The sequence below is a fragment of the Microbacterium sp. M genome (genome assembly GCF_045181065.1).
Classification (GTDB): domain Bacteria; phylum Actinomycetota; class Actinomycetes; order Actinomycetales; family Microbacteriaceae; genus Microbacterium.
The window spans coordinates 2,039,534-2,065,837 of sequence record NZ_CP173721.1 but is presented as its reverse complement, the minus strand read 5'-3'; the positions used below and the strand labels follow the sequence as shown (position 1 = coordinate 2,065,837).

At 68.8% G+C, this 26,304-nt stretch carries 31 protein-coding genes; 14 read left to right on the top strand and 17 right to left on the bottom strand.

Going from position 1 to position 26,304, the window contains the following annotated elements; genetic code table 11:
- Nucleotides 1-2: 2 nt before the first annotated feature.
- The 4 genes from ACI7YT_RS09990 to ACI7YT_RS09975 all read right to left on the bottom strand — a co-directional run bounded on the left by ACI7YT_RS09990 (nt 3) and on the right by ACI7YT_RS09975 (nt 1,934).
- Entirely contained in the window at nt 3-815 is an 813-nt protein-coding gene (locus tag ACI7YT_RS09990) for an SURF1 family protein (protein WP_406245379.1), read from the bottom strand.
- Nucleotides 812-1,006: a hypothetical protein gene (locus tag ACI7YT_RS09985; RefSeq protein ID WP_406245377.1), complete on the bottom strand. Its 195-nt coding sequence runs from the start codon at nt 1,004-1,006 to the stop codon at nt 812-814. The genes ACI7YT_RS09990 and ACI7YT_RS09985 overlap by 4 nt, the downstream gene beginning before the upstream one ends.
- Nucleotides 1,003-1,353, bottom strand: a complete 351-nt coding sequence (locus ACI7YT_RS09980; RefSeq protein ID WP_406245376.1) for a DUF3099 domain-containing protein — start codon at nt 1,351-1,353, stop codon at nt 1,003-1,005. Before ACI7YT_RS09980 ends, ACI7YT_RS09985 begins: the two co-directional genes overlap by 4 nt.
- Nucleotides 1,354-1,430: 77 nt before the next feature.
- Nucleotides 1,431-1,934 (bottom strand): DUF4190 domain-containing protein, encoded by a 504-nt coding sequence (locus ACI7YT_RS09975; protein ID WP_406245375.1) that lies wholly within the window; start codon nt 1,932-1,934, stop codon nt 1,431-1,433.
- A gap of 105 nt (nt 1,935-2,039) precedes the next feature.
- Between ACI7YT_RS09975 and fabG the strand changes: the two genes are divergently transcribed.
- Nucleotides 2,040-2,750 carry a 3-oxoacyl-ACP reductase FabG gene (gene fabG / locus ACI7YT_RS09970; RefSeq protein ID WP_376178024.1) on the top strand — a complete coding sequence of 237 codons (711 nt, stop codon included), beginning with the start codon at nt 2,040-2,042 and terminating at the stop codon, nt 2,748-2,750.
- Between the two features lie 9 nt (nt 2,751-2,759).
- Here the strand turns inward: fabG and ACI7YT_RS09965 are convergent, their stop codons facing one another.
- The 3 genes from ACI7YT_RS09965 to ACI7YT_RS09955 all read right to left on the bottom strand — a co-directional run bounded on the left by ACI7YT_RS09965 (nt 2,760) and on the right by ACI7YT_RS09955 (nt 5,450).
- The gene (locus ACI7YT_RS09965) at nt 2,760-3,458 is read right to left on the bottom strand and encodes an alpha/beta fold hydrolase (protein ID WP_406245373.1); all 699 of its coding nucleotides are present in this window, start codon (nt 3,456-3,458) and stop codon (nt 2,760-2,762) included.
- 61 nt (nt 3,459-3,519) lie between these two features.
- The gene (gene serB / locus ACI7YT_RS09960; protein WP_406245372.1) at nt 3,520-4,155 is read right to left on the bottom strand and encodes a phosphoserine phosphatase SerB; all 636 of its coding nucleotides are present in this window, start codon (nt 4,153-4,155) and stop codon (nt 3,520-3,522) included.
- Between the two features lie 50 nt (nt 4,156-4,205).
- A complete protein-coding gene (locus ACI7YT_RS09955; RefSeq protein WP_406245371.1) occupies nt 4,206-5,450 on the bottom strand; it encodes a glucose-1-phosphate adenylyltransferase in 1,245 nt (414 codons plus the stop codon).
- A 46-nt stretch (nt 5,451-5,496) separates the two neighbouring features.
- On the opposite strand from ACI7YT_RS09955, the gene glgA reads away from it, so the two are divergent.
- From glgA to ACI7YT_RS09940, 3 genes are all read left to right on the top strand, one after another.
- Nucleotides 5,497-6,681 (top strand): glycogen synthase, encoded by a 1,185-nt coding sequence (gene glgA, locus ACI7YT_RS09950; RefSeq protein ID WP_406245370.1) that lies wholly within the window; start codon nt 5,497-5,499, stop codon nt 6,679-6,681.
- 17 nt (nt 6,682-6,698) lie between these two features.
- Nucleotides 6,699-7,481, top strand: coding sequence for an ABC transporter ATP-binding protein (locus ACI7YT_RS09945; protein ID WP_406245369.1), 783 nt, complete (start codon nt 6,699-6,701; stop codon nt 7,479-7,481).
- An 85-nt stretch (nt 7,482-7,566) separates the two neighbouring features.
- Entirely contained in the window at nt 7,567-7,821 is a 255-nt protein-coding gene (locus ACI7YT_RS09940) for a type B 50S ribosomal protein L31 (RefSeq protein ID WP_179438025.1), read from the top strand.
- Between the two features lie 60 nt (nt 7,822-7,881).
- On the opposite strand, the gene ACI7YT_RS09935 is transcribed toward ACI7YT_RS09940, so the two are convergent.
- Nucleotides 7,882-8,178 (bottom strand): hypothetical protein, encoded by a 297-nt coding sequence (locus ACI7YT_RS09935; protein WP_406245368.1) that lies wholly within the window; start codon nt 8,176-8,178, stop codon nt 7,882-7,884.
- A gap of 42 nt (nt 8,179-8,220) precedes the next feature.
- Nucleotides 8,221-8,973, bottom strand: a complete 753-nt coding sequence (locus tag ACI7YT_RS09930) for a 3'-5' exonuclease (protein WP_406245367.1) — start codon at nt 8,971-8,973, stop codon at nt 8,221-8,223.
- Nucleotides 8,974-9,018: 45 nt separating this feature from the next.
- Between ACI7YT_RS09930 and ACI7YT_RS09925 the strand changes: the two genes are divergently transcribed.
- Nucleotides 9,019-9,918 (top strand): alpha/beta fold hydrolase, encoded by a 900-nt coding sequence (locus ACI7YT_RS09925; protein WP_406245366.1) that lies wholly within the window; start codon nt 9,019-9,021, stop codon nt 9,916-9,918.
- Here the strand turns inward: ACI7YT_RS09925 and ACI7YT_RS09920 are convergent.
- A complete protein-coding gene (locus tag ACI7YT_RS09920; protein WP_406245365.1) occupies nt 9,890-10,363 on the bottom strand; it encodes an Lrp/AsnC family transcriptional regulator in 474 nt (157 codons plus the stop codon). The two genes, ACI7YT_RS09925 and ACI7YT_RS09920, sit on opposite strands and share 29 nt — an antisense overlap.
- A gap of 171 nt (nt 10,364-10,534) precedes the next feature.
- On the opposite strand from ACI7YT_RS09920, the gene pdhA reads away from it, so the two are divergent.
- The 3 genes from pdhA to ACI7YT_RS09905 are packed head-to-tail and all read left to right on the top strand — an operon-like array spanning nt 10,535 to nt 14,029.
- The gene (pdhA, locus tag ACI7YT_RS09915) at nt 10,535-11,650 is read left to right on the top strand and encodes a pyruvate dehydrogenase (acetyl-transferring) E1 component subunit alpha (protein ID WP_406245364.1); all 1,116 of its coding nucleotides are present in this window, start codon (nt 10,535-10,537) and stop codon (nt 11,648-11,650) included.
- A 1-nt stretch (nt 11,651) separates the two neighbouring features.
- Nucleotides 11,652-12,662, top strand: coding sequence for an alpha-ketoacid dehydrogenase subunit beta (locus ACI7YT_RS09910; RefSeq protein ID WP_406245363.1), 1,011 nt, complete (start codon nt 11,652-11,654; stop codon nt 12,660-12,662).
- Nucleotides 12,659-14,029, top strand: coding sequence for a dihydrolipoamide acetyltransferase family protein (locus ACI7YT_RS09905; protein ID WP_406245362.1), 1,371 nt, complete (start codon nt 12,659-12,661; stop codon nt 14,027-14,029). Before ACI7YT_RS09910 ends, ACI7YT_RS09905 begins: the two co-directional genes overlap by 4 nt.
- A 15-nt stretch (nt 14,030-14,044) precedes the next feature.
- Here the strand turns inward: ACI7YT_RS09905 and ACI7YT_RS09900 are convergent, their stop codons facing one another.
- Nucleotides 14,045-14,632 (bottom strand): TetR/AcrR family transcriptional regulator, encoded by a 588-nt coding sequence (locus ACI7YT_RS09900; RefSeq protein WP_406245361.1) that lies wholly within the window; start codon nt 14,630-14,632, stop codon nt 14,045-14,047.
- A gap of 56 nt (nt 14,633-14,688) precedes the next feature.
- On the opposite strand from ACI7YT_RS09900, the gene ACI7YT_RS09895 reads away from it, so the two are divergent.
- The 5 genes from ACI7YT_RS09895 to ACI7YT_RS09875 are packed head-to-tail and all read left to right on the top strand — an operon-like array spanning nt 14,689 to nt 20,726.
- The gene (locus ACI7YT_RS09895; RefSeq protein ID WP_406245360.1) at nt 14,689-16,284 is read left to right on the top strand and encodes a carboxyl transferase domain-containing protein; all 1,596 of its coding nucleotides are present in this window, start codon (nt 14,689-14,691) and stop codon (nt 16,282-16,284) included.
- Nucleotides 16,284-18,290, top strand: coding sequence for a biotin carboxylase N-terminal domain-containing protein (locus ACI7YT_RS09890; RefSeq protein ID WP_406245359.1), 2,007 nt, complete (start codon nt 16,284-16,286; stop codon nt 18,288-18,290). The genes ACI7YT_RS09895 and ACI7YT_RS09890 overlap by 1 nt, the downstream gene beginning before the upstream one ends.
- A complete protein-coding gene (locus ACI7YT_RS09885) occupies nt 18,283-19,431 on the top strand; it encodes an acyl-CoA dehydrogenase family protein (protein ID WP_406245357.1) in 1,149 nt (382 codons plus the stop codon). Before ACI7YT_RS09890 ends, ACI7YT_RS09885 begins: the two co-directional genes overlap by 8 nt.
- A gap of 9 nt (nt 19,432-19,440) precedes the next feature.
- Nucleotides 19,441-19,917, top strand: coding sequence for a MaoC family dehydratase (locus ACI7YT_RS09880; protein WP_406245356.1), 477 nt, complete (start codon nt 19,441-19,443; stop codon nt 19,915-19,917).
- Nucleotides 19,914-20,726: an HpcH/HpaI aldolase/citrate lyase family protein gene (locus tag ACI7YT_RS09875; protein WP_406245355.1), complete on the top strand. Its 813-nt coding sequence runs from the start codon at nt 19,914-19,916 to the stop codon at nt 20,724-20,726. The genes ACI7YT_RS09880 and ACI7YT_RS09875 overlap by 4 nt, the downstream gene beginning before the upstream one ends.
- On the opposite strand, the gene ACI7YT_RS09870 is transcribed toward ACI7YT_RS09875, so the two are convergent.
- The 3 genes from ACI7YT_RS09870 to ACI7YT_RS09860 are packed head-to-tail and all read right to left on the bottom strand — an operon-like array spanning nt 20,720 to nt 22,753.
- Nucleotides 20,720-21,307: a histidine phosphatase family protein gene (locus tag ACI7YT_RS09870; protein ID WP_406245354.1), complete on the bottom strand. Its 588-nt coding sequence runs from the start codon at nt 21,305-21,307 to the stop codon at nt 20,720-20,722. The genes ACI7YT_RS09875 and ACI7YT_RS09870 overlap by 7 nt on opposite strands.
- A complete protein-coding gene (locus tag ACI7YT_RS09865; protein ID WP_406250561.1) occupies nt 21,304-22,131 on the bottom strand; it encodes a Sir2 family NAD-dependent protein deacetylase in 828 nt (275 codons plus the stop codon). Before ACI7YT_RS09865 ends, ACI7YT_RS09870 begins: the two co-directional genes overlap by 4 nt.
- A 55-nt stretch (nt 22,132-22,186) precedes the next feature.
- Nucleotides 22,187-22,753, bottom strand: a complete 567-nt coding sequence (locus ACI7YT_RS09860; RefSeq protein WP_406245353.1) for a hypothetical protein — start codon at nt 22,751-22,753, stop codon at nt 22,187-22,189.
- Nucleotides 22,754-22,845: 92 nt separating this feature from the next.
- On the opposite strand from ACI7YT_RS09860, the gene ACI7YT_RS09855 reads away from it, so the two are divergent.
- Entirely contained in the window at nt 22,846-23,658 is an 813-nt protein-coding gene (locus ACI7YT_RS09855) for a TrmH family RNA methyltransferase (protein ID WP_406245352.1), read from the top strand.
- Nucleotides 23,659-23,687: 29 nt separating this feature from the next.
- Here ACI7YT_RS09855 and ACI7YT_RS09850 read toward each other — a convergent pair whose 3' ends face one another.
- The 3 genes from ACI7YT_RS09850 to ACI7YT_RS09840 form a co-directional block, all read right to left on the bottom strand.
- Nucleotides 23,688-24,767 carry an endonuclease/exonuclease/phosphatase family protein gene (locus ACI7YT_RS09850; protein WP_406245351.1) on the bottom strand — a complete coding sequence of 360 codons (1,080 nt, stop codon included), beginning with the start codon at nt 24,765-24,767 and terminating at the stop codon, nt 23,688-23,690.
- Nucleotides 24,768-24,777: 10 nt separating this feature from the next.
- A complete protein-coding gene (locus tag ACI7YT_RS09845) occupies nt 24,778-25,356 on the bottom strand; it encodes a hypothetical protein (protein ID WP_406245350.1) in 579 nt (192 codons plus the stop codon).
- A 77-nt stretch (nt 25,357-25,433) separates the two neighbouring features.
- Nucleotides 25,434-26,261, bottom strand: coding sequence for an SGNH/GDSL hydrolase family protein (locus ACI7YT_RS09840; RefSeq protein ID WP_406245349.1), 828 nt, complete (start codon nt 26,259-26,261; stop codon nt 25,434-25,436).
- Between the last annotated feature and the right edge of the window lie 43 nt (nt 26,262-26,304).

Here is a 26,304-nt window from a genome sequence, read left to right as displayed (position 1 = left end):
GCTCAGCGCGCCGCGTCGAGCAGTTCGTCCTCGGCATCCGCGTCCTTGTCGCGACGGCGAGCCTGCTTCGGCGTTGCGGGTCGACCCTCGACTTCTTCGCGATGCTTCGTGATCTCGGTTCGGATGATGTAGCCGATGAAGACGAATCCCATGATCGCGAACAGGATCCACTGGATCGCATACGACAGGTTCATCCCGGGGTCCGCGGTCGGCCTGTCGAAACCGCCGAGCGGCTCTGCCGCCGGTGATTCGCTCACCAGCTGACCGTACGCCGTCGTGATCGTGCCGCCCTCGGCGAGCCGGTCAGTGATCGTCGGGACATGGATCGTGGGCACCTGCCCCTCCGGAGCACCCCGCCCTGAGGATGGCAGGGCTTCGGTGGGGCGCAGCCGGACGACGATCTCCACCTCGCCCGAGGGCGGTGCCGGTACGGCGTCCGGGGACTCGCCCTCTCCGGGCGGCACCCATCCGCGGTCGACGATGAGGATTCGCCCTTCGCTGTCGCGGAACGGAACGAGCACCTCGAACGCACTCGTGCCGCCGTGCGGTCGGTTGCGAACCAGGACCTGCTCATCGGTCAGGTATTCGCCCTCGAGTGCGACGGGGCGCCACTCGTTCTGCGGATGGAGAGTGTCGTCCGACCCGATCAGATCGTCGAGCGGCACAGGATCGGCGTCGTAGTTGCGCTCGATGAGTTCCAGTTCCGCGCTGCGGCTCTCGCTGCGATCGAACTGCCACTGTGAGAGAAAGGCGCACGCGACGGCGAAGCCGATCGCGACGACCACATAGAGGCTCCAGCGCGTGAACCGGCTCACTGCGGCACCTCCGGGCGCACGGTCACGGGGAAGTCGCGAGCGCGCAGATAGTCGCTCAGGAACCCGACGTGCTCATCGCACGCGAGCCAGATCTTCTCGCGATCGGCCGCGTGGATCCGTGGATTGCGCCAGACGACCTGATGCGTCGCGGTGCTGCGGCATTCGGCGCGCGAGCATTCCAGATCCGTCACGACTCGGTGTTCCGCCCGTGCTCGCTGACACGGATGACCGTCGGCTGCGCCGGACCGGCGTCCGGTGCGGAGGGCGAGGCATCCAGCGCCTGTCGCGGCGACTCGGCGCGCGTCACGGTGCTGTCGCTGCCGGCATTCGCGCCGACGACGGCGATGTAGGGCAGCACGGCGGCGGCGATCGCGAAGACCCAGGTGTACCACCCGTACGGCGTCACGAAGAGGGTCAGTGCGAAGCACACCATCCTGATGCTCATCGAGATGAGGTATCGGCGCGTGCGCGAGTCAGCCTCGACCTTCGGCGCCTGCGGAAGCGAGGTGACGGATGCGGCGTCACGGGAGCGTTTCACGATGCATCAAGCCTACGCCGCGTCAGCAGGCATCGGTGCCGTGATGGACCTTCGAGCCGTCGCGCGTGCGCGGGAGATCACATGAAGAACGGCAGGAAGCTGAGCGATCCGAAGACCAGCAGTGAAAAGACGAACACCACGATCATGATGAGCAGGAACGCGATGCCGGCGTAGCCCAGCACGAGACCCGTGATGCCGAGGCCCTTTCCGCCGAGAGACGGGTCGCGCTTGATCTGGCTGAGGCTCATGTGGCCGGTGATCACGGCGACGACCGACGCGATCAGAGGAACCAGGAACGCGGCGAGCACGAGGCCGGCGATGCCGCAGATGAGCGACGTGATCGCCAACCCGCTGTTCGGACGCGGTGCAGAGACCGGGGCGCCATAGCCCGGAGCCGCGTAGCCGGGGGCAGCGTATCCGTGCGCGGCATAGCCGTTGGCGGGGTATCCGGATGCCGGTACCATCGCGGACCCGGCGGCGGGCTGACCGTACTGCGCGGGCCCGGCGGCGCCGGGGTGGGGCAGAGCCGGCGGCTGCGTCCCCGGTGCGGGAGGCGGGGTGGGGATGCTGTTGTCGCTCACGGTGTGCCTTTCGTCAGGGACAGGCTCGCAGTCGCATCTGCCCGGTGTCAAACGCCCCGATAGGATTGCCAACGCCCGAGATCGAACGAGCTGGAGTGCTGACACATGAGCGAAGGACGCGTCGTCCTGGTCACCGGAGGAAACCGCGGCATCGGACGCGCCATCGCCGAGCGCTTCGTGCGCGACGGCTATCGCGTGGCGGTGACCGCCCGCAGCGGGGAAGGACCCGAGGGCACGCTCACAGTCCGCGCGGACGTCACGGATGCCGCGGCCGTCGATGCGGCCTTCACCGAGGTGGAGAACACGCTCGGACCTGTCGAGATCGTCGTGGCGAATGCCGGCATCACGAAGGACACGCTGCTGCTGCGCATGACGGAGGATGACTTCGACAGCGTCGTGTCGACGAACCTCGGCGGTTCGTTCCGCGTCGTCAAGCGGGCCTCGAAGGGCATGCTGCGGGCGCGCTTCGGTCGCGTCATCCTCATCTCCAGCGTCGTGGGCCTGTACGGATCCGCCGGACAGATCAACTACGCGGCGTCCAAGAGCGCGCTCGTCGGCTTCGCGCGATCGCTGACCCGCGAACTCGGCGGACGAGGCATCACAGCGAACGTCGTCGCCCCCGGGTTCATCGAGACCGACATGACGGCCGAGCTGCCGGAAGAGACGCAGAAGCAGTACAAGGCGAACATCCCGGCCGGCCGCTTCGCGACCGCTGACGAGGTCGCCGGCGTCGTGACCTGGATCGCGGGCGACGATGCCGCCTATATCTCGGGCGCCGTCATCCCGGTCGACGGCGGCCTGGGCATGGGGCACTGACCCCGGATATCAGGAGGATTCGGCCACCGCATCCAGGATCAGCTGCGCCAGTCGATCAGGCACGCTGAACTGCGGCCAATGGCCGGACCCGATGCGGACCACCGTGGCGTCCTCGATGGCGCGGTATTCGTCTGCGAAGGGCGGCCAGTTCTCGAGCTCGGCCTCGAACGCGGACCGATCCATCGAACCCATCAGCATCGTGGTCGGCACGCGGTGGCGGTCGCCGCTGAGGGAGATCGGATCGGTGGGCACACGGCCGGGGACGCTCTGCGTCTTCGGCGCCGTCCGCTGTCGGGTCTCAGGCGTGAGATCGGATACATCGTCGTCGGGGAAGAAGCCCCACCCGGGGAACGGGACGACGCCGTCGACGACGTCGAACTCGGAGATCCCGAAGCCAGGCGCAGGCGGCGCGCTGTCGACGAAGACGACACGGGCGACGCGATCAGGACGGGCATCTGCCGCGCCCCACACGACGTTCCCGCCCCCGGAATGACCCACCAGCACGACGCGACCGGTGAGTTCGTCGATCCGCTCGACCACCGCACCGACCCAATCCGCCATGCCGATGCCGCCCGATGCCGTGGCCGGTGCGCCGAGGCCGGGCATGCTCAAGGGATGCACACGGTGGCCGGCGGCAGTGAGCGCGGGCGTCACCTCGTCCCACGACGATGCGTCCAACCAGAGGCCAGGTACGAGGATGATGTCCATGTCCCGACGGTAATCGAGGCCACGGACATCGCGCTAGATCCGTGGCGCCGAGCCGCCGTGGCTATGGCAGCAGCGGAATGACCTCGCGCAGGTCGACCGGCGCGATCACCAGACTCGCCTGCTCGCGCACGGCCGGCTTCGCGTTGAAGGCGAGACCGAGCCCGGCGACGGCCATCATCCGCAGGTCGTTCGCGCCGTCGCCGATGGCGATCGTGGCGCGGTCGGGGACATCCAGTTCCGCAGCCCACTGCTGAAGCGACGAGGCCTTCGCCGCGGCATCCACGATCTCACCGTCGACGAGTCCGGTGAGCGCGTCGTCGTCGACTTCGAGCCGGTTCGCACGCCATCGGTCGACGCCGAGGTCAGGCGCGATGTGGTCGAGGATCTCGTGGAAGCCGCCGGAGACGACGCCGACGACTCCGCCGCGTTCGTGCACGGCCGCCGTCAATTCCCGCACACCGGGGGTCGGCTCGATCCGGGCGCGCACGCGTGCGAACGCCGACGTCGGCACGCCGGCGAGAGCCTGTACGCGCGAGCGCAGGCTCGCCGCGAAGTCCACCTCGCCGCGCATGGCGGCCTCGGTGGCGGCCTGGACCTCGGCACGCCGGCCCGCTTCGTCGGCGAGGAGTTCGATCACCTCGTTGCGGATGAGGGTGGAATCGGCATCGAGGACGACGAGGAAGCGCGCGGAACTCACGCGTGAAAGCCTAGGGCACACGCGCGAGCACGCTGTTCGTCCCGACGCGCTCAGCGCTCGATCCTGATGCCCTTCCCGACCACTGTGATCCCCGACTCCGTGACCGTGAATCCGCGGGCGATGTCGCGCTCCCGGTCGACGCCGACCGTCGCGCCGTCGTCGAGGATCACGTGCTTGTCCAGCACGGCGCGATGGATGCGCGCCCCCTGGCCGACGTGCACCTGATCGAACAGCACCGAGTCCGTGATGGTCGACCCGCCGCCTGCCAGTGTGCCTGGACCGACGACGCTGCGTTCCAGATGCGTGCCGGAGAGCACGGAACCCAACGACACGATCGAGTCGATGGTGTTGCCGATGCGCCCCACGGCATCGCGGACGAATTTCGCCGGGGGAGCGTTCACGCTCTGCGTGCGGATCGGCCACGCCGTGTTGTAGAGGTTGAACACGGGCAGTGTGGAGATCAGGTCCATGTGCGCGTCGAAGAACGAATCGATCGTGCCGACGTCGCGCCAGTACGCCCGGTCGCGCGGCGAGGACCCGGGAACGTCGTTCTGCTTCATGTCGTAGTAACCGGCTTCGCCGCGCTCAACGAAATAAGGGACGATGTCGCCGCCCATGTCGTGCCCGGAGGTCGGAAGCTCGCCGTCCGCCTCGACGGCTGCGATGAGGGCATCCGTGTCGAAGATGTAATTGCCCATCGAGGCGAGTACCTCGTGCGGCGAATCGGCGAGACCCTCGATGTCCGTCGGCTTCTCCAGGAAGGCGCGGATACGACCGGATCCGTCCGGATCCGCATCGATCACTCCGAACTGATTGGCCAGTGCGAGCGGCTGGCGGATGCCGGCGACGGTCGCCTTCGCGCCGGACGCGACGTGCGCCTTGACCATCTGCCGGAAATCCATCCGATAGACGTGATCGGCACCGATCACGACCACGATGTCCGGCTTCTCGTCGTTGATGAGATTGAGGCTCTGCAGGATGGCGTCGGCCGAACCCGAGAACCATCGCTTCCCCAGGCGCTGCTGCGCAGGCACCGACGTGACGTACGAATCCAGCAGCGCGGACATCCGCCACGTCTGCGAGATGTGACGGTCGAGGCTGTGGGACTTGTACTGCGTCAGCACGACGACCTGTCTCAGTCCCGAATTGATCAGGTTCGAGATCGCGAAGTCGATCAGGCGGTACTGTCCGCCGAACGGCACCGCCGGTTTCGCCCGATCCGCCGTGAGGGGCATGAGTCGCTTGCCCTCGCCGCCGGCGAGGATGATGCCGAAAACCTTCTTGGGGACCGCCATGGCTCCACCATAGATCCCGAAAGCGTCGCTGTACTAGCGTTCAGACATGCGCGTCGACATGATCACGAAGGAATACCCGCCGGAGATCTACGGTGGGGCCGGTGTGCACGTCACCGAGCTCGTCTCGGCGCTGCGTCGCAGCATCGACGTGCAGGTCCGCGCATTCGGCGCCGACCGCTCCGAGACCGCGGTGACCTCCTATCGCACTCCGGCGGAACTCGCCGCCGCGAACCCCGCGATCCAGACCCTCGGGACGGACCTCAGCATGGTCGGCGACATCGCCGGGGCGGATCTGGTCCATTCGCACACCTGGTACGCCAACTTCGCGGGGCACATCGCGTCGCAGTTGCACGGCATCCCGCACGTCCTCACCGCGCACAGCCTGGAGCCGTTGCGCCCGTGGAAGGCCGAGCAGCTCGGTGGCGGTTACGCGGTCTCCAGCGGCATCGAACGCCTCGCCTACGAGAACGCGGCCGCGATCGTGGCGGTGAGCGCCGGTATGCGCGCCGATATCCTGCGCAGCTACCCGCAGGTCGACCCGGCCAGGGTGCGCGTGATACACAACGGCATCGACGTGGATGCCTGGCATCCCGTCGAGGATGCCGGATTCCTGACGAGCATCGGCATGGACCCTGCTCGGCCGTCCGTCGTCTTCGTCGGTCGGATCACGCGTCAGAAGGGGCTGCCGTATCTGCTGCGCGCGGTCGCCGAGCTACCGCGCGACGTGCAAATCGTGCTGTGCGCCGGGGCACCGGACACTCCAGAGATCATGGCCGAGGTGCAGGAAGGAGTTCGTCGACTCCAGCAGACCCGCGACGGCGTGATCTGGATCGAGCGGATGCTGCCTCGCGCCGAACTCTCGGCGATCCTCACCGCAGCGACGACGTTCGTGTGTCCGTCCGTGTACGAGCCGCTCGGGATCGTGAACCTCGAGGCCATGGCGTGCGGCGCCGCTGTCGTCGGGACAGCGACCGGCGGCATCCCGGAGGTCGTCGACGACCGCGTCACCGGACGGCTGGTGCCGATCGAGCAGCTCCAGGACGGCACCGGCACGCCGGTCGATCCCGACCGCTACGTCGCGGATCTCGCCGCGGTGCTCGCCGAGGTCACCGGAAACCCGCGGCGAGCGAAGGAGTACGGCGCTGCCGGTCGCGAGCGTGCCCGCACGCAGTTCAGCTGGGAGGCCATTGCCGACACCACGCGTGCGCTCTACCGAGAGCTCGCCGGCTGAGACGTTAGGCTGAAGGCATGCCGAGTGCCCTGGATCTCACCGATGTCGTCGTGCGCCGTGATGGTCGGAACATCGTCGATCATGTGACCTGGCAGGTCGCGGACGACGAGCGCTGGGCTGTGCTCGGCCCCAACGGCGCGGGGAAGACCACGCTGCTGCAACTGGCGGACACGCTCCTGCACCCCACGTCGGGGACGGTCACCGTGCTGGGAGAGACGCTCGGCAAGAGCGATCTGTTCGAGGTGCGTCCGCGCATCGGGTTCGCCTCGTCCGCGATGGCCAAGCGCATTCCTCGCGACGAGACAGTGATCAACGCTGTGCTCACCGCGGCGTATTCCGTCATGGGTCGCTGGAACGAGGAGTACGAGAACATCGACGAGCGACGCGCGCTGCGCGTGCTCGGCGAGTGGAAGCTCGATCACCTCGCCGATCGCCTGTTCGGCTCGCTGAGCGACGGCGAGCAGAAGCGGGTGCAGATCGCCCGCGCGGTCATGACCGACCCGGAGCTGCTCCTGCTGGACGAGCCGACCGCGTCGCTCGACCTCGGTTCGCGAGAGGAGCTGCTCGCCCTGCTGAGCGGCTACGCCTCATCGCCGACGACGCCGGCGATGGTGATGGTCACCCACCACGTGGAAGAGATTCCGGTGGGGTTCACGCATGTGCTGCTCGTGCGGGACGGTGCCGTCGTCGCGCAGGGACCGATCGCCGAGGCACTCACATCCGAGACGCTGACGGAGACATTCGGTCTGACGATCGTGCTGAACGCGGATGGCGGCCGCTATGCGGCCCGCGCCGCGTGATCTGCTAAACTCGATCCTTGGTGCATCAGCACCCACAGACTTCCCTCGTCCCTGGCACAATCCAGGGCGCCACGTAAGGAATCCCATGAAGACTGACATTCACCCCGACTACCAGGCTGTCGTGTTCCGCGACCTCGGCTCGGGCGAGACGTTCCTGACCCGTTCCACGGTGTCGAGCGACAAGACGATCGAGCTGGACGGCGTGGAGTACCCCGTCATCGACGTCGAGATCTCCTCCGCCTCGCACCCGTTCTACACGGGCAAGCAGCGCATCATGGACTCGGCCGGACGCGTCGAGAAGTTCAACCAGCGCTTCAAGGGCTTCGGCGGCAGCAAGTAACCAGCTTCCCGCGAAGGTCCCGGCTCCACGTTGGAGCCGGGACCTTCGTCGTCGGTGGGCTCAGCCCTCGTCGACCTCGATGACGATGCGGCCGTCGGCGCCCATCACGCCGGGTCCCTTGTCGGGAGTTGGCGCAGGGATGGAAGCCCGCTGCTGCCTGTCGCGCTCCTGGCTCGCCTCGTGCGCGCTCGGCGACCAGACGGCGTCGAAGACGCCGACGAGACCGCCGGCCGCCATGCCCTGGTACTTCTCCTCGACCGGCTTGCGCGAGAAGACATGGCGCATTCCCGTGTACAGCAGCACGGGGATCATCCCGAACACCACCGCGACGGTCATCCAGCCCAGGAGGTCGGTCACGCGTTCAGCCTAGGCAGATCGCATCCGCCCCGGCATCCCTCTTCAGGAGGATGCCGCACCATCTCGCACCGGCCACGTGCCGTCGATGGTCTCTTCGGGGTCGATGCGTCCGATGCTGATGAAGTACTCCGTGAGGCTCTCCGCCTGCGTGCGCGCCCATCCGATCTGATGCGTGTGCAGTTCGGATGCCGAAGGCGGGAGGTCGAATCGGCGAGCGAGCGCCTGCGCGACGCGGCCTGCAGCGATCGCGTCGGCCGATGCCTCGTGCGCGCCGTCCAGCGTCACCGAATAGTGCTCGGCCACGACCTCGAGCGTCCGCTTCCCCCGGCGGTACCGGTCGACGGCCTTGTCGATCACGAGCGGGTCGATCACGGGCGACGGGTCCTGCAGCGGCTCGATGCCGTGGCGCAGGCACTCGTGGAACAGCAGCGAGAAATCGTACGACGCGTTGTACGCGACGACCGGCACCCCCTGCGTGAGCAGCGCCCGCAGGGAACCGGCGATCTCGGCGACGACCTCGGCCGACGGACGTCCGTCGCGTCGGACGCGCTCGGTGGTGAACCCGTGGATCGCTGCGGCGCCGTCGGGGATCGGGATGCCGGGGTCGGCGATCCAGGAGCGCGCCGCGATCTGTCGGCCCTTGGCATCGAGCACACCCACGTGCGCCGTGACGATGCGGTCGGTGCTGACGTCGACGCCGGTGGTCTCGAGATCGAAGACGCCGACGCGTGTGAGCCAGTCGGGAAGCATGGTCTCGTCGGTCATGCTGTTCACGGTAGAACCAGGCTCCGACATCGGCGTGGAGACTCTCCGCGCCGGGGCGCCCGTAGACTCGGAATCATGCCTTCGCCGTACGCCGACCGACTGAACGCCCTGCCCGTACGGCGCCTCGAGACGAACGCGGGCGGCGGGACGACGGCGTACTGGGAATACGGAGACCCGGGGGATGCGGACTCCCCGACCGTCATCGCCGTTCACGGCTTCCGCGGAGAGCATCACGGACTCGAACCCGTGCTGGCGTATCTGCCCGATCTTCGCGTGATCTCGCCCGACCTGCCCGGTTTCGGCGAGACGGCACCGCTGCCCGGTGGTGCGCACGATCTCGAGCGGTACGCCGACTGGCTGATCGAGTTCGCTCGCGGTGTCGCCCCCGGAGCGGTGATACTCGGCCACTCGTTCGGTTCCATCGTGGCGTCGGCCGCCGTCGCTCGCGGGCTGGAGACGCCGCAGCTGATTCTGATCAATCCGATCGGCGCTCCGGCGCTGGAGGGCCCCAAGGGTCTGATGACACGGCTCGCCGTGCTCTATTACGCCCTCGGTGCGAAGCTGCCCGAGCGGCTCGGCACCGCTCTGCTGCGCAATCGACTGATCGTGCGCGTCATGAGCATCACGATGGCGAAGACCCGCGATCCCGAGCTGCGCCGATTCATCCACGAGCAGCACGACACGTACTTCTCGCGTTTCGCCGACCGCGACGTCCTCAAGGATGCGTTCGTCGCCAGCGTGTCGCACGATGTCCGCGAGTTCGCACCCGGGATCACGACACCGACTCTCCTGGTCGCCGCACAGCAGGACGACATCACGCCGATCGAAGCCGAGCGGCGCCTCGCAACGACCTTCCCGGACGCCGAGATCGTCGAGATCGCCGACGTCGGCCACCTGATCCACTACGAGACTCCGGCCGAAGCGGCCGGCGCTGTCCGCCGCTTCCTCAGGCTTCCCGCCGCGCGAGGCCGATGAGGCCGGCGACCCGATAGGGGATCACCTCGCCCATCGCGAGCGAGGTCTCGGTGCGCTCGACGCCCTCGATCGACAGGATGCGCGCGTCCGTGTCGAACAGGTGCCGCGCGTCACGGCAGGCCACGCGCGCGAGCAGATCGATGGATCCGCTCAGCCCGTGCACCTGCAGGATCTCGGGGATGCGCGCGAGTTCGGTGGTGATCCGGGGGAGCTCGGTCTGACGCAGGCCGATGCTGATGAAGGCCTGCAACGGGAATCCGAGCACCTCCGGCGAGTATGCGCGTTCGTAGGACAGCAGCACGCCGGTCTGCTCCAGTCGGGACATCCGAGCCTGGATCGTGTTGCGTGACAGCCCCAGTCGTTCGGCGAGCGCGACGATCGTGGCGCGCGGATCATCGGCGAGGACGGTGAGAAGCTCGAGGTCGATGCGGTCCAGGGTTGACATAGTGCTCAACCGTAGCAGCGTCGTCCGAGCCTAGAATGTGCAACATGCTCAATGCGCTCGAAGATGCTTGAGCGAGGTGATCACCGGACATAGCCTCGAAGAAGCCGATGACGATGTCGGCGCCGTGCAGCAGCGCCCCCACGAGGGGCGACGCGACCGAGGAGGACGAAGATGTCACCGCAGACCACTCCGATCACCGATACCGCTCAGGACCTGGACCTCGTCGAGCGCCTGATCGCTCCGGACGGCACCCGTCTGACGCACCCCGATCTGGACCGCTTCGTGGCCGATGTGGACGCCGCCGGACTGCGGGCGCTGCACCGCGACATGGTCGTGCTGCGCCGGATCGACGCCGAGGGCTTCGCGCTGCAGCGTCAGGGCCAGCTCGGGCTGTGGGCGCCGTGCCAGGGGCAGGAGGCGGCGCAGATCGGCACCGCGCGCGCACTCGCACCGCAGGACTTCGTGTTCCCCAGCTACCGAGAGACCGGCGTCATCCTGGCGCGTGGCGCGCAGCCCGCCGACTTCGTTCGCACCTGGCGAGGCGAGGAGGGGGCGGCGTACGACCCGGAGCGTCTGCGCTGCGCGCCCATGCAGATCATCATCGGCGCGCAGAGCCTGCACGCCGTGGGGTATGCCATGGGTATTCAGCGCGAGCAGACCGACGAGGTGGCCGTCGCGTACTTCGGCGACGGCGCGACCAGTCAGGGCGACGTCAACGAGGCCATGATCTTCGCGTCGTCCTACGGGGTTCCCGCCGTGTTCGTGTGCCAGAACAACCACTGGGCGATCTCCGAGCCGGTATCGGTGCAGTCGCGCTATCCGATCGCGGGGCGTGCCCCGGCCTTCGGCATCCCGAGCCTCCGCGTCGACGGGAACGACGTCCTGGCGTGCCTGGCGGCCATGCGCTGGGCGCTCGAGCACGCGCGCAGCGGCAAGGGCCCCGCGTTCATCGAAGCGGTCACCTACCGGATGGGCCCGCACACCACGGCGGATGACCCGACGCGGTACCGCGACCCGGCAGAGCTCGAGGCGTGGCGCACGCGCGACCCCATCGCCCGACTGGAGGCGCACCTGACCGCGCGTGGCGAACTCGACGACGCGCAGATCGCGGCCGCTCAGGCCGAGGCGGACATCGCGGCGCGCGAGATGCGTGCCGCGTGCATCGGAATGGTGACCCGTGAGCCGCTCACGGTCTTCGACGGCGTGTACGCCGAGCCGCACACCGGGCTCGCCCGCGAGCGCGATGCGTACGCGGCCTACCTGAACTCGTTCGATCAGGAGGCGTGAGATGACCGAGATGACACTGGGCAAGGCACTCGGCGCGGGTCTCGCGCAGGCCATGCGCGATGACGACAAGGTCGTGATCCTCGGAGAGGACATCGGCCGCCTCGGAGGCGTCTTCCGCATCACGGACGGGCTCATCGACGAGTTCGGAGCCGCGCGAGTCATCGATACCCCTCTCGCGGAATCCGGCATCGTCGGCACCGCGGTCGGGCTGGCGTTCCGCGGATACCGCCCGGTGGTCGAGATCCAGTTCGACGGTTTCGTCTATCCGGCGTTCGATCAGATCGTCTCGCAGGTCGCCAAGCTGCACTACCGCACGCAGGGGCGCGTGAAGATGCCGATCACGATCCGCATCCCGTGGGCAGGCGGCATCGGGGCTGCCGAGCATCACTCCGAGTCGCCGGAGGCGTACTTCGTGCACACGGCCGGACTCCGGGTGGTCGCGGTGTCGAACCCCGAGGACGCGTACCGGTGCCTGCGCCAGGCGATCGCGAGCGACGACCCGGTGATCTTCTTCGAGCCCAAGCGGCTGTATCACCACAAGGGCGATGTCGATCTGGACGCACCGCTCGCCGACACCGTTCCGATGGGCCTCGCCCACGTCGTGCGCCGGGGGGCGGACGCCACCGTGCTGACGTACGGGGCGATGGTCTCCACCGCTCTGGATGCCGCGGCCGCCGCCGAGGAGGACGGCATCGACCTCGAGGTGATCGACCTGCGTTCGCTGTCCCCGGTCGACTACGACACCGTCGCGGCGTCCGTGCGTCGCACCGGCCGCGTCGTCGTGGCGCACGAGGCATCCCGAGAGGCCGGCGTCGCCGCCGAGGTGATCGCGAGCGTCACCGAGCGCTGCTTCGAATACCTCGAGGCCCCGCCGTTGCGGGTCACAGGGCACGACATCCCGTATCCGCCGGCGAAGCTCGAGAAGCATCATCTCCCGGATCTCGACCGGATCCTCGACGCCGTGGACCGCGTCCTCGACCGGCCGAACAGCATGACGGAGGCGGGCGCATGACCACCGATTTCCGACTTCCCGATCTCGGTGAGGGACTCACCGAGGCAGAGATCGTGCAGTGGCTCGTGGCTCCGGGCGACACCGTGGCGCTCAATCAGACGCTCGCCGAAGTCGAGACCGCCAAGGCGATCGTCGAGCTCCCGTCGCCGTACGACGGCGTCGTCGCGACGCTGCACGCGGAGGCAGGCGACACGGTCGCCGTGGGGGCGCCGCTGATCGCCTTCGACATCGAGGGCGAGACGGGTTCCGCACCGGATGCCGATGAGACGGCATCCGCGGCATCCGACGCAGCCGAACCGGCCGCCCAGGCGAACCTGGTCGGCTATGGCGCCGCGCCCTCCGGGGGAGCGCGGCCGGCGCGGCGTGCGCGCCGCGCCGCAGGGACCGCGGCACCCGTCATCGACACCGCGGTGCTCGAGGCCGCACCGCACGATGCTCTCCCGACCGGGCCGGTCGAGACGGTTCAAGGGGAGCGGCCGCGGTCGACGCCGCCTGTGCGTGCACACGCCAAGCGGCTCGGCGTCGACCTCGTCCTGGTCGCCGCCGAGGTCGGCGATCGGCCGATCACCAGGGCGGATGTCGATGCGTACGCCGAGCGCGTGGCGCCCGATTCTCCTGCCCTGCGGCCTGTTGCGGTCGGGCCGGTCGCGGCATCCGCCCAGGGCGAGCGCGAGACGAGGATTCCGATCCGCGGAGTCAGGAAGCACACCGCGGAGGCCATGGTCCAAAGCGCCTTCACCGCGCCGCACGTGACCTGCTTCCACACGGTCGACGTCACCGCGACCATGGACCTCATCACGTCGCTGCGCGAGGACCGCGCGCTGTCCGCGCATCGGATCGGCCCGCTCGTGGTCATCGCCAAGGCGGTGTGTCTCGCACTGGGACGAACGCCGGGGCTCAACTCCCGCTGGGATGGCGAGGCCGGGGAGATCGTGCAGCATCACTACGTCGATCTCGGCATCGCCGCCGCGACCGAGCGCGGGCTGATCGTCCCGAACATCAGGGATGCAGAGCGGATGTCGCTGATCGCCCTCGCCGACGCGCTTTCGGCACTCACCGAGACCGCACGATCCGGGCGCACGTCGCCGGCCGAGCTCGCCGGCGGGACGTTCTCGATCACGAACATCGGCGTGTTCGGGATCGATGCAGGCACGCCGATCCTTCCGCCGGGACAGTCCGGCATCCTCGCAGTGGGGGCCGTGCGCCCGCAGCCGTGGGTGCACCGCGGCGAACTGGCGGTGCGTCAGGTGATGACGCTGAGTCTGTCCTTCGACCACCGGGTCGTGGACGGAGCCGAAGGCGCGCGGTTCCTCAAGGACGTCGCCGACATTCTGCAGGAACCGGGGCGCGCGATGCTGATGGCCTGACCGGCCGGAGGAAAGTCAGGCCGTCAGCGCCGCGTACGCCATGTCCGTGAGGACGGCGGCTGTGGCGGCCTGGCTGCGGGCGGCCGAGCGGGTGCTGTGCGGGGTCGAGTTGATCAGGCCGAATCCCGCCTGCACCCGCAGGCGGAGCTCATCGGACCCCACCGAGCGCAGCGCGGCGAGCGCCGTCATCCACAGATCGATGTAATCGCGCTGAAGGCGACGCACGTCGGCGCGATCGGCGTCCGATAGGTATGCGAGATCGCGATCCTGCACACGGATGACGTCGGCGTGACCGAGGGCGAAGTCGACGTGGAATCGGATGAGCGCTCGGATCCGCTCCTCTTCGCCGGACGCGGCATCCGAGACCGCCGTTCCGCCGGTGACCAGGTCACGGCTGACGCCGACCAGCAGGGCGCCCAGGAGTGCCTGCTTTCCTGCGAAGTGACGGTAGACCGCGGGGCCGGAGACGCCGACGGCGGCGCCGATGTCCTCCAGGCTCACGCCGGAGAAGCCGCGCTCTGCGAACATCGTCGCGGCAGCCGTCAGCAGGGCACCGGAGCGCTCGGCCTTGGCGCGATCGCGCGCCGTGATCGGGGTTGTCATCTCAGTTAATGCTCGCTAACCTAAATGAACGGGTTAGTGAACACTAACCGACCCGCATGGTCGGGCACCAGTTTTCGTGGGTCGAGGAGGACATCACGGTGGCACAGACGCAGCGCGAGCTCGCCGAACAGCTGCGCGAGCGACTCGCGCACGCAGCGCTCGGGGGGCCGGAGGCCTCGCGCCGCCGGCATGTCGAACGGGGCAAACTGCTGCCGCGCGCGAGGGTCGCCCGCGTGCTCGACGAGGGCAGTCCTTTCCTCGAGGTGGCGCCGCTGGCTGCGGAAGGCATGTACGACTCCGAGGTCCCAGGCGCCGGCGTCATCGCGGGCATCGGTCTCGTGCACGGGCGCCACGTCATGGTCGTGTGCAACGACGCGACGGTCAAGGGCGGCAGCTACCTGCCGATGACGGTCAAGAAGCACCTCCGCGCCCAGGAGATCGCTCTCGAGAATCGTCTGCCGTGCCTGTATCTGGTCGATTCGGGCGGCGCGTTCCTGCCCAAGCAGGACGAGGTCTTCCCCGACCGCGATCACTTCGGTCGCATCTTCTTCAATCAGTCACGGCTGTCCGCTGCCGGCATCCCGCAGCTAGCAGCGGTGCTGGGCTCCTGCACCGCCGGCGGCGCCTATGTTCCGGCGATGAGCGACGAGAGCGTGATCGTGCGCGGGCAGGGCACCATCTTCCTCGGGGGACCGCCGCTCGTGAAGGCCGCCATCGGCGAGATCGTGTCCGCCGAGGAGCTCGGCGGGGGAGAGCTGCATGCCCGCCGTTCCGGCGTGGTCGACCATCTCGCCGAAGACGACGAGCACGCGTTGGAGATCCTCCGCGACATCGTGGCGACGCTGCCCGTCGCACCCGTGCCGGCGTGGGAGGTCGGGCCGGCCCTGCCGCCGGCGGAGAGCGGCAGTCTCCACGACGTCGTCCCGGTCGATGTGAACGCGGGCTATGACGTGCACGAGGTCATCGTCCGGTTGATCGACGGCGGATCCTGGCTGGAGTTCAAGCCTGACTACGGCACGACCCTGGTGACGGGATTCGCCCGGTTGCACGGCCACCCGGTGGGCATCGTCGCGAACAACGGCGTCCTGTTCAGCGAGTCGGCGCTCAAGGGTGCGCATTTCATCGAGCTCTGCGATCAGCGCGGCATCCCGCTGCTGTTCCTGCAGAACATCACCGGCTTCATGGTGGGGTCGGATGCCGAGGCCGGCGGCATCGCGAAGGACGGCGCGAAGATGGTCACGGCCGTCGCGACGACCCGCGTGCCCAAGCTCACCGTGATCATCGGAGGGTCCTTCGGCGCCGGGAACTACTCGATGTGCGGGCGGGCGTACTCGCCCCGGTTCCTGTGGACCTGGCCCGCCAGCAGGATCTCGGTCATGGGCGGCAATCAGGCGGCGTCCGTGCTGGCGACGGTGAAAGAGGACCAGCTCACGGCACGCGCCGAGTCGTGGACTCCCGAAGAGCGGTCGGCGTTCGAGGAGCCCATCCGCGCCCAGTACGAGAGTCAGGGCGAGCCCTATTACGCCACAGCGCGACTGTGGGACGACGGCATCGTCGATCCTGATCGCACCCGCGACCTGCTCGGACTCGCGCTGGATGTCGTGTCCCGTTCCCCACTGCCTGCGCCGGGCTTCGGCGTCTTCCGGATGTGATGCCCGTGTTCTCCTCCGTCCTGGTCGCGAACCGCGGCGAGATCGCCCGCCGGATCATCCGCACCCTTCGGGCTCTCGGCATCCGCAGCATCGCGGTGTTCTCCGACGCGGATGCCGGCGCCCCTCACGTCCGTGAGGCCGATGATGCCGTGTGGATCGGTCCGTCCTCGGCGGCCGACTCGTACCTCCGCGTGGAGGCCATCATCGTTGCCGCGCGTGAGAGCGGCGCCGAGGCTGTTCATCCCGGATACGGATTCCTCTCCGAGAGCGTCGCCCTCGCGGAGGCGTGCGCAGCGGAAGGTCTGGTGTTCATCGGTCCGGACGTCAGGGCGCTGGAGATCATGGGCGACAAGGCGCGCTCTCGTGCGCACGTCTCCGAGCGCGGCGTACCGGTTGTCCCCGGGTTCGATGCGGCGGGGCTCTCGGATGCCGAGATCGCCGTCCATGCGGCCGGGATCGGATACCCGCTGCTCGTCAAACCCAGCGCCGGCGGCGGCGGCAAGGGCATGGAGATCGTGCGGGATGCCGGTGGCCTGGCGTCGGCGTTGAGTTCGGCGCGCCGGGTGGCCGCGGCATCCTTCGGCGACGACGCGCTGGTGTTGGAGCGTCTCATCGGCCGGCCCCGTCATCTCGAGGTCCAGGTGTTCGGCGACACGCACGGGACGGTCGTCGCGATCGGCGAACGCGAGTGCACCCTGCAGCGCCGGCATCAGAAGGTCATCGAGGAGGCGCCGGCACCCGGCATCCCGGAACCTCTCAGGGAGCGGCTCTGGGACGAGGCCGTGCGCGTCGCCGCGAGCGTCGACTACGTCGGTGCAGGGACCGTGGAATTCCTCATCGATGCGGATGCCGCGGGCGAGATGTTCTTCATCGAGATGAACACGCGTCTGCAGGTCGAGCATCCCGTCACCGAGGCGGTCACCGGCCTGGATCTCGTCGAACTGCAGCTGCGGGTCGCGGCCGGCGAGTCGCTGCCGTCGATCCCGCGGGCTCGCGGTCATGCGATCGAGGCACGCGTGTATGCGGAGGCGCCGGAGCGGGGTTTCCTGCCCTCGACGGGGGACGTCCTGCGGTTCGTCGCTCCTCACGGCGTACGGGTGGATGCCGCGATCGAGACGGGATCGGAGATCACCGGGTTCTACGATCCGATGATCGCGAAGATCATCGCGTACGGCGACGACCGTCCGACATCGCTCGCGCGTCTGGACGAGGCGCTCGCGCAGACCCTCGTGCTCGGAGTCGAGACCAACATCGCGTTCCTGCGCGCATTGTGCCGCGATGAGCGCGTCGTCGTGGGTGAACTGGACACCGGCCTCATCGAGACGCTGTTGCCCTTCGCCTCCGCGCCGCCGTCCCCACTCATGCTGGCGGCCGCGAGACGTACTCTGGGCGGTGGGAGCGAGCCCGGCAGACCACGTCTCGCCTCGCAGAGCACGTCTCGCGGGGGAGAGGTGTGGGCTTCGTTGCCGGGCTGGCGGCTGAGCGGTGAAGATGCCGGCGACGGCGGCGTCGCGTTCCTGACCGACGACGGCGACGTCCTCCGCGTTCCTGCACCCGCCCCCACCCACTCCGACCGGGCGAACGAGCTCACACCCTCTCGCTCGTTGAGCGACGAGCGCAGCGAGGAGTCGAAAAGCGCTCCGGTCGAAGCAGCGCTCGCCCCCGATGGCTCGGTCTGGGTCTCCGAGGCCGGCCGCACGGCCCGCCTGCGCCCGCTCACCCGGCGCCAGGCCATGGATCAGCGGCTGGCGGCTCAGCATCCCGAAGCTCTCGCGACCCACCCCGAGGTCCGAGCACCGATGCCGGGCAGCGTCGTCGCTGTGCACGTCGCCGACGGCGCACCGGTGTCCGCAGGAGACATCATCGCCTCGATCGAGGCGATGAAGATGGAGCATCCGGTGCTCGCGCCGCACGACGGCACGGTGCACCTCCTGGTCGCGCAGGGCGATCAGGTGCGACGCGACCAACCGGTCGCGCGCGTCGAGGCGGAGGAGAACCATGACTGACCTGACCGAAGAAGAACGCGAGCTCGCCGCGATGGTGCGCGACTTCGCCGACACCGTCGTCGCTCCGCAGTCGTACGAGGCCGACCGGACCCACACGCTCAACATGGATGTCGTCCGGCAGATGGGGGAGCTGGGGCTGTTCGGCCTGCCGTTCCCCGAAGAAGTCGGCGGCCAGGGCGGTGATCTGATGGCGCTCGGCATCGCCATCGAAGCGCTCGGCCGAGTGGATCAATCGATCGCGATCACCCTCGAAGCGGGCGTCAGCCTCGGAGCCATGCCGGTGTTCCGGTTCGGCACCGACGCGCAGCGCGCCGAACTGCTGCCGGACCTCCTCACCGGACGCGCCCTGGCCGGATTCGGACTCACCGAACCGGAGGCGGGCAGTGACGCGGGGGCGACCCGCACGACGGCCCGACGCGACGGCGGCGAGTGGGTGATCAACGGTGCGAAGCAGTTCATCACGAACTCGGGCACTCCGATCACGAGGTTCGTGACCGTGACGGCCGTCACCGGCGAGCGCGACGGCCGCAAGCAGATCTCGACCATCGTCGTGCCGAACGGGACGCCAGGGTTCACGGTCGAGCCACCGTACGACAAGCTCGGGTGGCGGGCCTCGGACACGCATCCGCTGACCTTCGTCGACGCCCGGGTGCCGGAGCAGAACCTGCTCGGCGAGGAGGGGCGCGGGTTCGCGAACTTCCTCAGCATCCTCGACGAGGGGCGCGTCGCGATCGCCGCTCTCTCCACCGGGGCCGCGGAGGGATGTCTCGAGCAGGCGACGGCCTACGCGCGCAGCCGCACCGTGTTCGGCGCCGCGCTCAGCACCCGCCAGAACGCCCAGTTCACGCTCGCACGAATGCGTGCTCGGGTGCACACCGCGCGGCTCGCGTGGCATCACGCGGCGCGGCTGCGCGATGCCGGGAAGTCCTTCGGCGAGGAGGCGGCGATCGCGAAGCTCGTGGCGGGGGAGGCCGCGATGGACAATGCGCGTGACGCGACCCAGATCTTCGGCGGGAACGGCTTCATGGACGAGTTCCCCGTCGCCAGGCACTATCGCGACTCGAAGATCCTCGAGATCGGCGAGGGGACGACCGAGGTGCAGCTGCTCGTGATCGCGCGGGCGCTCGGGCTCGCCGGGTAGCGTGGAATCATGACCGTGATCGTGCAGCGGGGCCTGTACTACGAGGAGTTCGACCTCGGTGCGACATACCTGCATCGTCCAGGGCGCACCGCGACCGAGGCCGACAACGTGCTTTTCACCACCCTCACGATGAACACGCAGGCGCTGCATCTGGATGCCGCGTACGCCGCGACCCAGGAGTTCGGCCGCCCGCTGATGAACTCGATGTGGACCCTGTCGACGATGGTCGGCTCATCGGTGGCGCAGCTGACGCAGGGGACGCTCGTCGCGCAGCTCGGGCTGAGCGACATCCGCTTCCCGCATCCGCTCTTCGCAGGCGACACCCTCTCGACCGAGAGCATCGTCACAGACAAGCGCCTGTCGTCCTCGCGCCCCGGTCAGGGCATCTGCACGATCGCGCACACCGGACGCAACCAGGACGGCACGGTGGTCGCGACGGCGACCCGCACCGTGCTCGTGCGCTGCCTTCCCGAGGGCGACGCATGACGTTCGAACTCGGCCCGGCGCTGCTGTTCTGCCCCGGCGATCGGCCGGAGCGCTTCGCGAAGGCGCTCGACAGGGCGGATGCCGTCATCCTCGACCTCGAGGACGCCGTGGCGCCGGCGGACAAGGATGCCGCGCGCAGGAACCTCCGCGAGACGGACCTGGATCCCGGCCGGGTGATCGTGCGCGTCAACGCCGTCGACTCCGGCGAGTTCGCCGCCGATCTGGCAGCTGTGGCGCAGACCGATTTCCGCACGGTCATGGTCGCGAAGGCCGAGGACGCCTCGGCATTGGATGCCTTCGATGCACGGTTCGCACTCATCGCGCTGTGCGAGACGGCCCGCGGTGTCGCGGCCGCCGATCGTCTTGCAGAGCATGAGCGCGTCATCGGGCTCATGTGGGGCGCCGAGGACCTGGTCGCTTCGCTCGGCGGCACGTCCAGCCGCGGACCGGGTGGCGGATACCGGGACATCGCACGTTTCGCGCGCTCGCGTGTGCTGCTCGAGGCCGGCGCGCGGGGCAAAGCCGCGATCGACGCCGTGCACATCGCGATCGACGATCTCGACGGGCTCTCGGCGGAGGCATCGGATGCCGCGGCCAGCGGGTTCTCCGCCACGGCGTGCATCCACCCCGGTCAGGTCGCAGTCATCCGTGCCGCATACTGCCCGGATGCGGCCGAGGTCGCATGGGCCGAGGCCGTGCTGGCGGCCGCGGTCGGCGAACGCGGGGTCTTCCGCTTCGACGACCGCATGATCGACGAGCCGGTGCTGCGCCACGCTCGCGGTGTTCTCCGCCGCGCCAGCGCCTACTGAACCGGCACGGTCTCCAGGAGCCGCAGCACGCCGGGCGACGCCTCGAACCGGTGCACCGAACCGTTGGCGAGCGGCACACCCATCAACGGCATGGTCCCACCGGAAGCGTGATCCAGCAGAGACCGGATCACCCCACCGTGCGCGACGACGATCACGGACTCCGCGACCGGCGCCGAGCGGCGGCGTGAGCTTCTGGCGATGATGTCCAGGGCGCCGAGGGCCCTGTCGCGAACCTGGTCGAACGTCTCGGCACCGGGTACATCGGCGTGCCAGTCGCCGTAGGTCGAGATGTAGTCGGCGACCAGCATCCCCTCGGCCTCGCCGAACTCGCGTTCGCGCAGGTCGGAGACCAGTTCCGGCTCGCCCAGTCCGATCTCACCGGCGATGATCCGGGCGGTCTCGTGCGCGCGGACCAGCGGGCTGGCGTAGATCGCATGGTGCGTGCCGCCCGCCAGTGCGGCGGCCGCTTCGAGGGCGTGCCCTCGGCCCGTCTCGTTCAAGGGGATGTCGGTCGACCCCTGGATGCGGCGGTCGAGGTTCCAGTCGGTCTGGCCATGTCGGACGAGAGTGATCAGAGTCACGAAAGCTGCTCCTGGATCGCGGGGATGAGATCGCTCGTGCCGCCGGCCAGCGTCACGTTCGCCCAGGGATCAGCCCTGGTCGGTTCGCGATTGATGATGATGAGCGGGATGCCGCGGCGCCTGGCGCGCTCGACGAGTCGGACCCCGGAGTTCACGACGAGCGAGGAGCCGGCGACGATCATGGCGGAGCTGGCACGCAGCAGCGATTCGGCCGAACGGAAGCGGTCACCCGGCACGTACTCGCCGAAGAAGACGACGTCGGGCTTCAGCATCCCCCCGCAGACCGTGCAGGCCGGAACGACGAAGCCGTCGGCTGTAGCGGGGGTCACGTCGCCGTCCGGATTCAGCGGGATGTTCTCCGCAACGGTGATCCACGGGTTGAGCTCTTCGATCTGTGCGGCGACGTCGCGGCGATCGAAGACCTGACTGCACTGGAGACACACGACGCGGCGCATGGTGCCGTGGACCTCGATCACGTGCGAGCTGCCGGCCCGCAGATGAAGTCCGTCGACGTTCTGCGTGATGATTCCGCTGACGACGCCGTCGCGTTCCATCTCGGCGAGTGCGAGGTGACCGGCGTTCGGCGCGGCCTGCGCGAACGCATGCCAGCCCAGGTGACCGCCGATCCAGTAGCGTCGGCGGGCCGACTCGTCCGCGAGGAAGCGCTGCGCGGTCATCGGATCCGCGCGGACGGAAGCGCCTTCGCCGCGGTAGGCGGGAATGCCGGAATCGGTGGAGATTCCGGCGCCCGTGAGCACGGCGATCCGCTTGCCCCGCAGCAGCTCGACGGTACGCGCGACGCCGTCAGCCAGATCGGCAGTCATCGTCACGCTCACGGAACCTCCCTGAGCGAGTCTAAAGCGTCTTGCTCCGGCGAGCTCACCGGAGGGCGAGCACGACGACGCCGACGGCGAGGCAGGTGTCGAGTGCGACGCAGAACTCCGCCATCGTCGATGCGACCACTCGACGGGTGCGGAGGTGATGGACATCCCAACCGGCGTGCAGTAGGAGTCCCGTGCCGACGAGCACGGCGCCCCACGGCGCGGGGAGGACGGGGACGAGAAGGGCGAGAGCGATCACCACGAGCATCGCGACCGCCTGGAGCGGGAGTCCCCAGGTCGGCTGCAGTCGACCGCGGACGAGGCCGTAGACGACGAGGGCCGCGACGATGACGATCATCGTCCAGAACGGTGAGAAGGGCTCAACCGCGATCCCGATCCCGATGAGAACGAAGGTGGCGCAGAAAAGGGGCCATGCGGCTGCGCGATGCCCCAGCGCGGCTGAGCCGAGATAGACGAACGCTGCGGCGATGAGCACTTCGCCTGGTATGTCTGTGTCGGCGAGGCCGATGTACAGGATCAGGATGAGCGCTGCAGCGAACACGACGCCGACGATCGTCGGCCAGATCTGCAGCATCCGTTGCGCGTCGCGTGGGGCCTCAGCCATCGAACATCCTCTCCTCGCACCCACGGTAGGGCGACGGGCCTGCGCGGACAAGGACTTCAGGGCCGGAGACGCCGAGGTGGCAGAGTGGACGAGTGGACCTCCAGCACGTGACCGACGCCGACGACCCGCGGCTCGACGACTACCGGAACCTCACCGACACCGCGCTGCGTCGCGTGCAGGAACCGGCCGGCGGACTCTACATCGCCGAGTCGGCCAAGGTCATCGAGCGCGCGTGCGATGCCGGCCATCGGCCGCGCTCGGTCATGACGCAGCAGCGGTGGGTCGCGGGGATCGGGGCCATCCTCGGCGATCGGGATGTGCCCGTCTATCTGGTCCCCGATGAAGTCGCCGAGAGCGTCACCGGGTATGCGGTGCATCGCGGTGCACTGGCATCCATGCACCGCCCTGCGCTGGCTTCTGTAGCGCAGGTGCTGCAGGATGCCGGGCGTGCGCGCCGCTCTCGGATCGCCGTCCTGGAGGGACTGCTGGATCACACGAACGTCGGCGCGTGCTTCCGGTCGGCGGCGGCGATGGGCGTCGATGCGGTCCTGGTGACACCGGACTGCGGCGACCCGCTCTACCGGCGCTCGGTGCGCGTGTCGATGGGGACGGTGTTCCAGGTGCCGTGGACGCGGATCGAGGACTGGCCCGCCGGAGTCCAGGAACTCAAGGATGCCGGCTTCGTCGTCGCAGGCATGACGCTGGGAGACGGTGCGGTCCCGCTCGACGACCTGGTCGCAGCGGGGCACGAGCGGCTTGCTCTCGTGTTCGGCAGTGAAGGGCACGGTCTGAAGCCGAGCACTGAGGAACTCATGGACCGGCGCGTCACGATTCCGATGACGGCGGGCGTCGACTCGCTGAACGTCGCAGCGTCGTCGGCGGTGGCGTTCTACGCGGTCCGGTGACGTGCGTCTCCCCGAAGGTCGGGCACGCCCTAGTGCTTCTCGAGCACCGCGACGATCGGGCGATGGTCGGTGCCGCCGGAGGACGAAGGCGCGATGACCCGGGCGTCGAGCACGGTCCACGCACGGCCGACGAGAACGTGATCGATCGGTGATGCCGCCCAGACCGGGACGGTGGACGGCCACGTGCCGGCGGCGGCCGTCCCCGCCTCGGCCGCGGCATCCCGGCAGCTGCTGAGATCCAGGTGATCGATCGTGGCGTTGAGATCGCCGGCGACGATGACGTCCGGCCCGAGCGCGCTGCACTGCTCGGCGATCCACCGCAGTCCTGCTGCCCAGTCATCCATGCTCTCGAGCAGCGGCGGTGCCGGGTGCGCGGCGACGATCGCCGGTCCCTCTCCACCGACCGGGCGCCACACTCCACTGGGAAGGCCGGGCGTTGCACCGGCGGCCCCGTCGAGTTCGTAGGCACCGAGTTCGTCGACGACGAGCAGCGAGGTCGGGATCCAGGACTCTCCGGGCGAGCTCTCGACGGTGCGCGTGGTGGCCGGCGTCATCCGCCGTCCTTCACGTGCGATGAGGCGTGCGACTTCCGCAACGGCGTCCTCGTCCATCTCCGGCAGGCTCACGATCTCGGCGTCCACCTCGAGAATGAGCTCGGCGACGTCCGCCGGTGATGTGGCTCCGCCCTGGGTGTTCCACGCCAGGACCGTCAGGGCGCTGTCCTCGTGTCCCGTGACGCTCGACTCGGAGCTTCCGCGGGCCAGGAGCACCGCGGCGTTCCCGATCGCTGCAGCGAGAGCGACGGCCGCGAGCGCTGCGGCGATGTTCGAGAGCAAGCGGGTTCGTCGTCGAAGCAGCAGGAACGCCGCTGCAGCGACGATGGCGCCGAACAGGAGCCCAAGTGCCAGCGGGGCGCGGAAGGCGATCAGCTGGGCGATGCCGGGGAGCTGTTGTGCGCCGAGGGCCTGTGGCCAGGTCAGCAGTACGGCAGCAGGCAGACACAGCACGGCCGTGATGAGCAGGCCGGCACGACGCGGCGCGCCGCCGTTCTTCTCCGTCGAGACCCGTTCCTGCTCCGAGGTGACGGCATCGAGTCTGTTGGCAGGCATCTGTTCGAGACTAGGGGATGCCGTCGTAGAGATAATCCTGCAGGTCGTCGGGATCGAACGTGTTGTGCCGGAACCGGATGGGCCCGCCGATCAGCCGGCGCGGATCGTTCCCATCATCGGGCCAGTGCAGCCGCCGTCGCAGGGCGATGCCGTCCGGCAGCTCGGCGCTGACATGCAGCTGATACCAGGTGTGATCATCGCCCCCGCCCGGATGCTCGACCACCCGTTCGACCACGCCGACTGACACGTGGCCGTCGGCGTAGCGCGCTTCGTCCAGTCGTGCGGAGCTGATCGCGCTGCCGAGCATCCCGGCGACCGGGATGCCCGCACTGAATCCCCAGATCCACCAGTAGACGTCGGTGCGTTCGACGCCTGCGATACCGAGCGCGATGAGGAGTGCCACCGTGACGAAGGGAGCGATCGCGAGGAGCACGACGCCGAACAGCGCCACCCACAGGCTGGCGTTCTCGGCTCGCGACCACCGTCGGATGCGCGCCCTGGTCTTCCACGTCCGTGCCCTGGCGACCCAGTTCTCCGTGCTCTGATCAGTGAACAGCTGCCGCAAGGAGAAGCATCTCCACCAGCTCATCGCATGACCTCCTGGTCGAGAGCCTGCTCCCTTCGAGCAGCGCTCCCGATCACAGGATCGGCGGGTGCGATGGGCCCCTATTCGGTCGCGCGGATCTCGTAGGGCACGGCATCCGGCCGCTTCGCCGCGATGTCGTCGCCGGATGACTGGTGGCGCAGCCGCCGCAGGACCCAGGGCACGAGGTGCTCACGGGCCCAGCCGAGGTCCTCCGCGCGCGCGGCGCGCCAGGTGCGCACGGGAAACGAATCCGGCTGCATCGCCTGCAGCTCATTCGGCACGTTCAGGGCGCGCAGCACCATACGGGCGACCTCGTGATGGCCGAGAGCGTTGAGGTGCAGACGGTCGTCGTCGAAGAAGCGCGAGTCCTGAATGGTCTTCAGCGCCCACTGGTCCGCGACGATGCAGTCGTGCCGGTCGGCGATGGCGCGGACGTTCTCGTTGTAGATGGCGACCTTGCCCCTGAACGCGCGGAAGACCGGCGTGAAGCCCGTGTCGATGCCGGTGAACAGCACGATGGCCGCGCCGGTCGATGCCAGGCGGGCCACCGCATCCTCGAGCTGGACGGCGATGGCATCGGGATCGGTGCCTGGGCGGATCACGTCGTTGCCGCCGGCGCAGATCGAGAGGAGATCGGGGCGCAGCGCCACGGCCGGCTCGATCTGATCGGCGACGATCTGCGCGATGAGCTTGCCGCGGACCGCGAGGTTCGCATATGCGAAGTCGTCGACCTGCTGGGAGAGGACTTCCGCGACCCGATCGGCCCAGCCGCGGTGCCCGCCGGGCGCAGCAGGGTCGGGGTCGCCGATGCCCTCGGTGAACGAGTCTCCGACGGCCACGAATCGCCGCCACGGGTGCGGGCCCTCGTTCGGGATGAAGGGGGTCCGGGATGATTCCAGATCGGACATCGCACTCTCCTCAGAAGCTCGCGAAGCCAGGGATCGCGGCCTC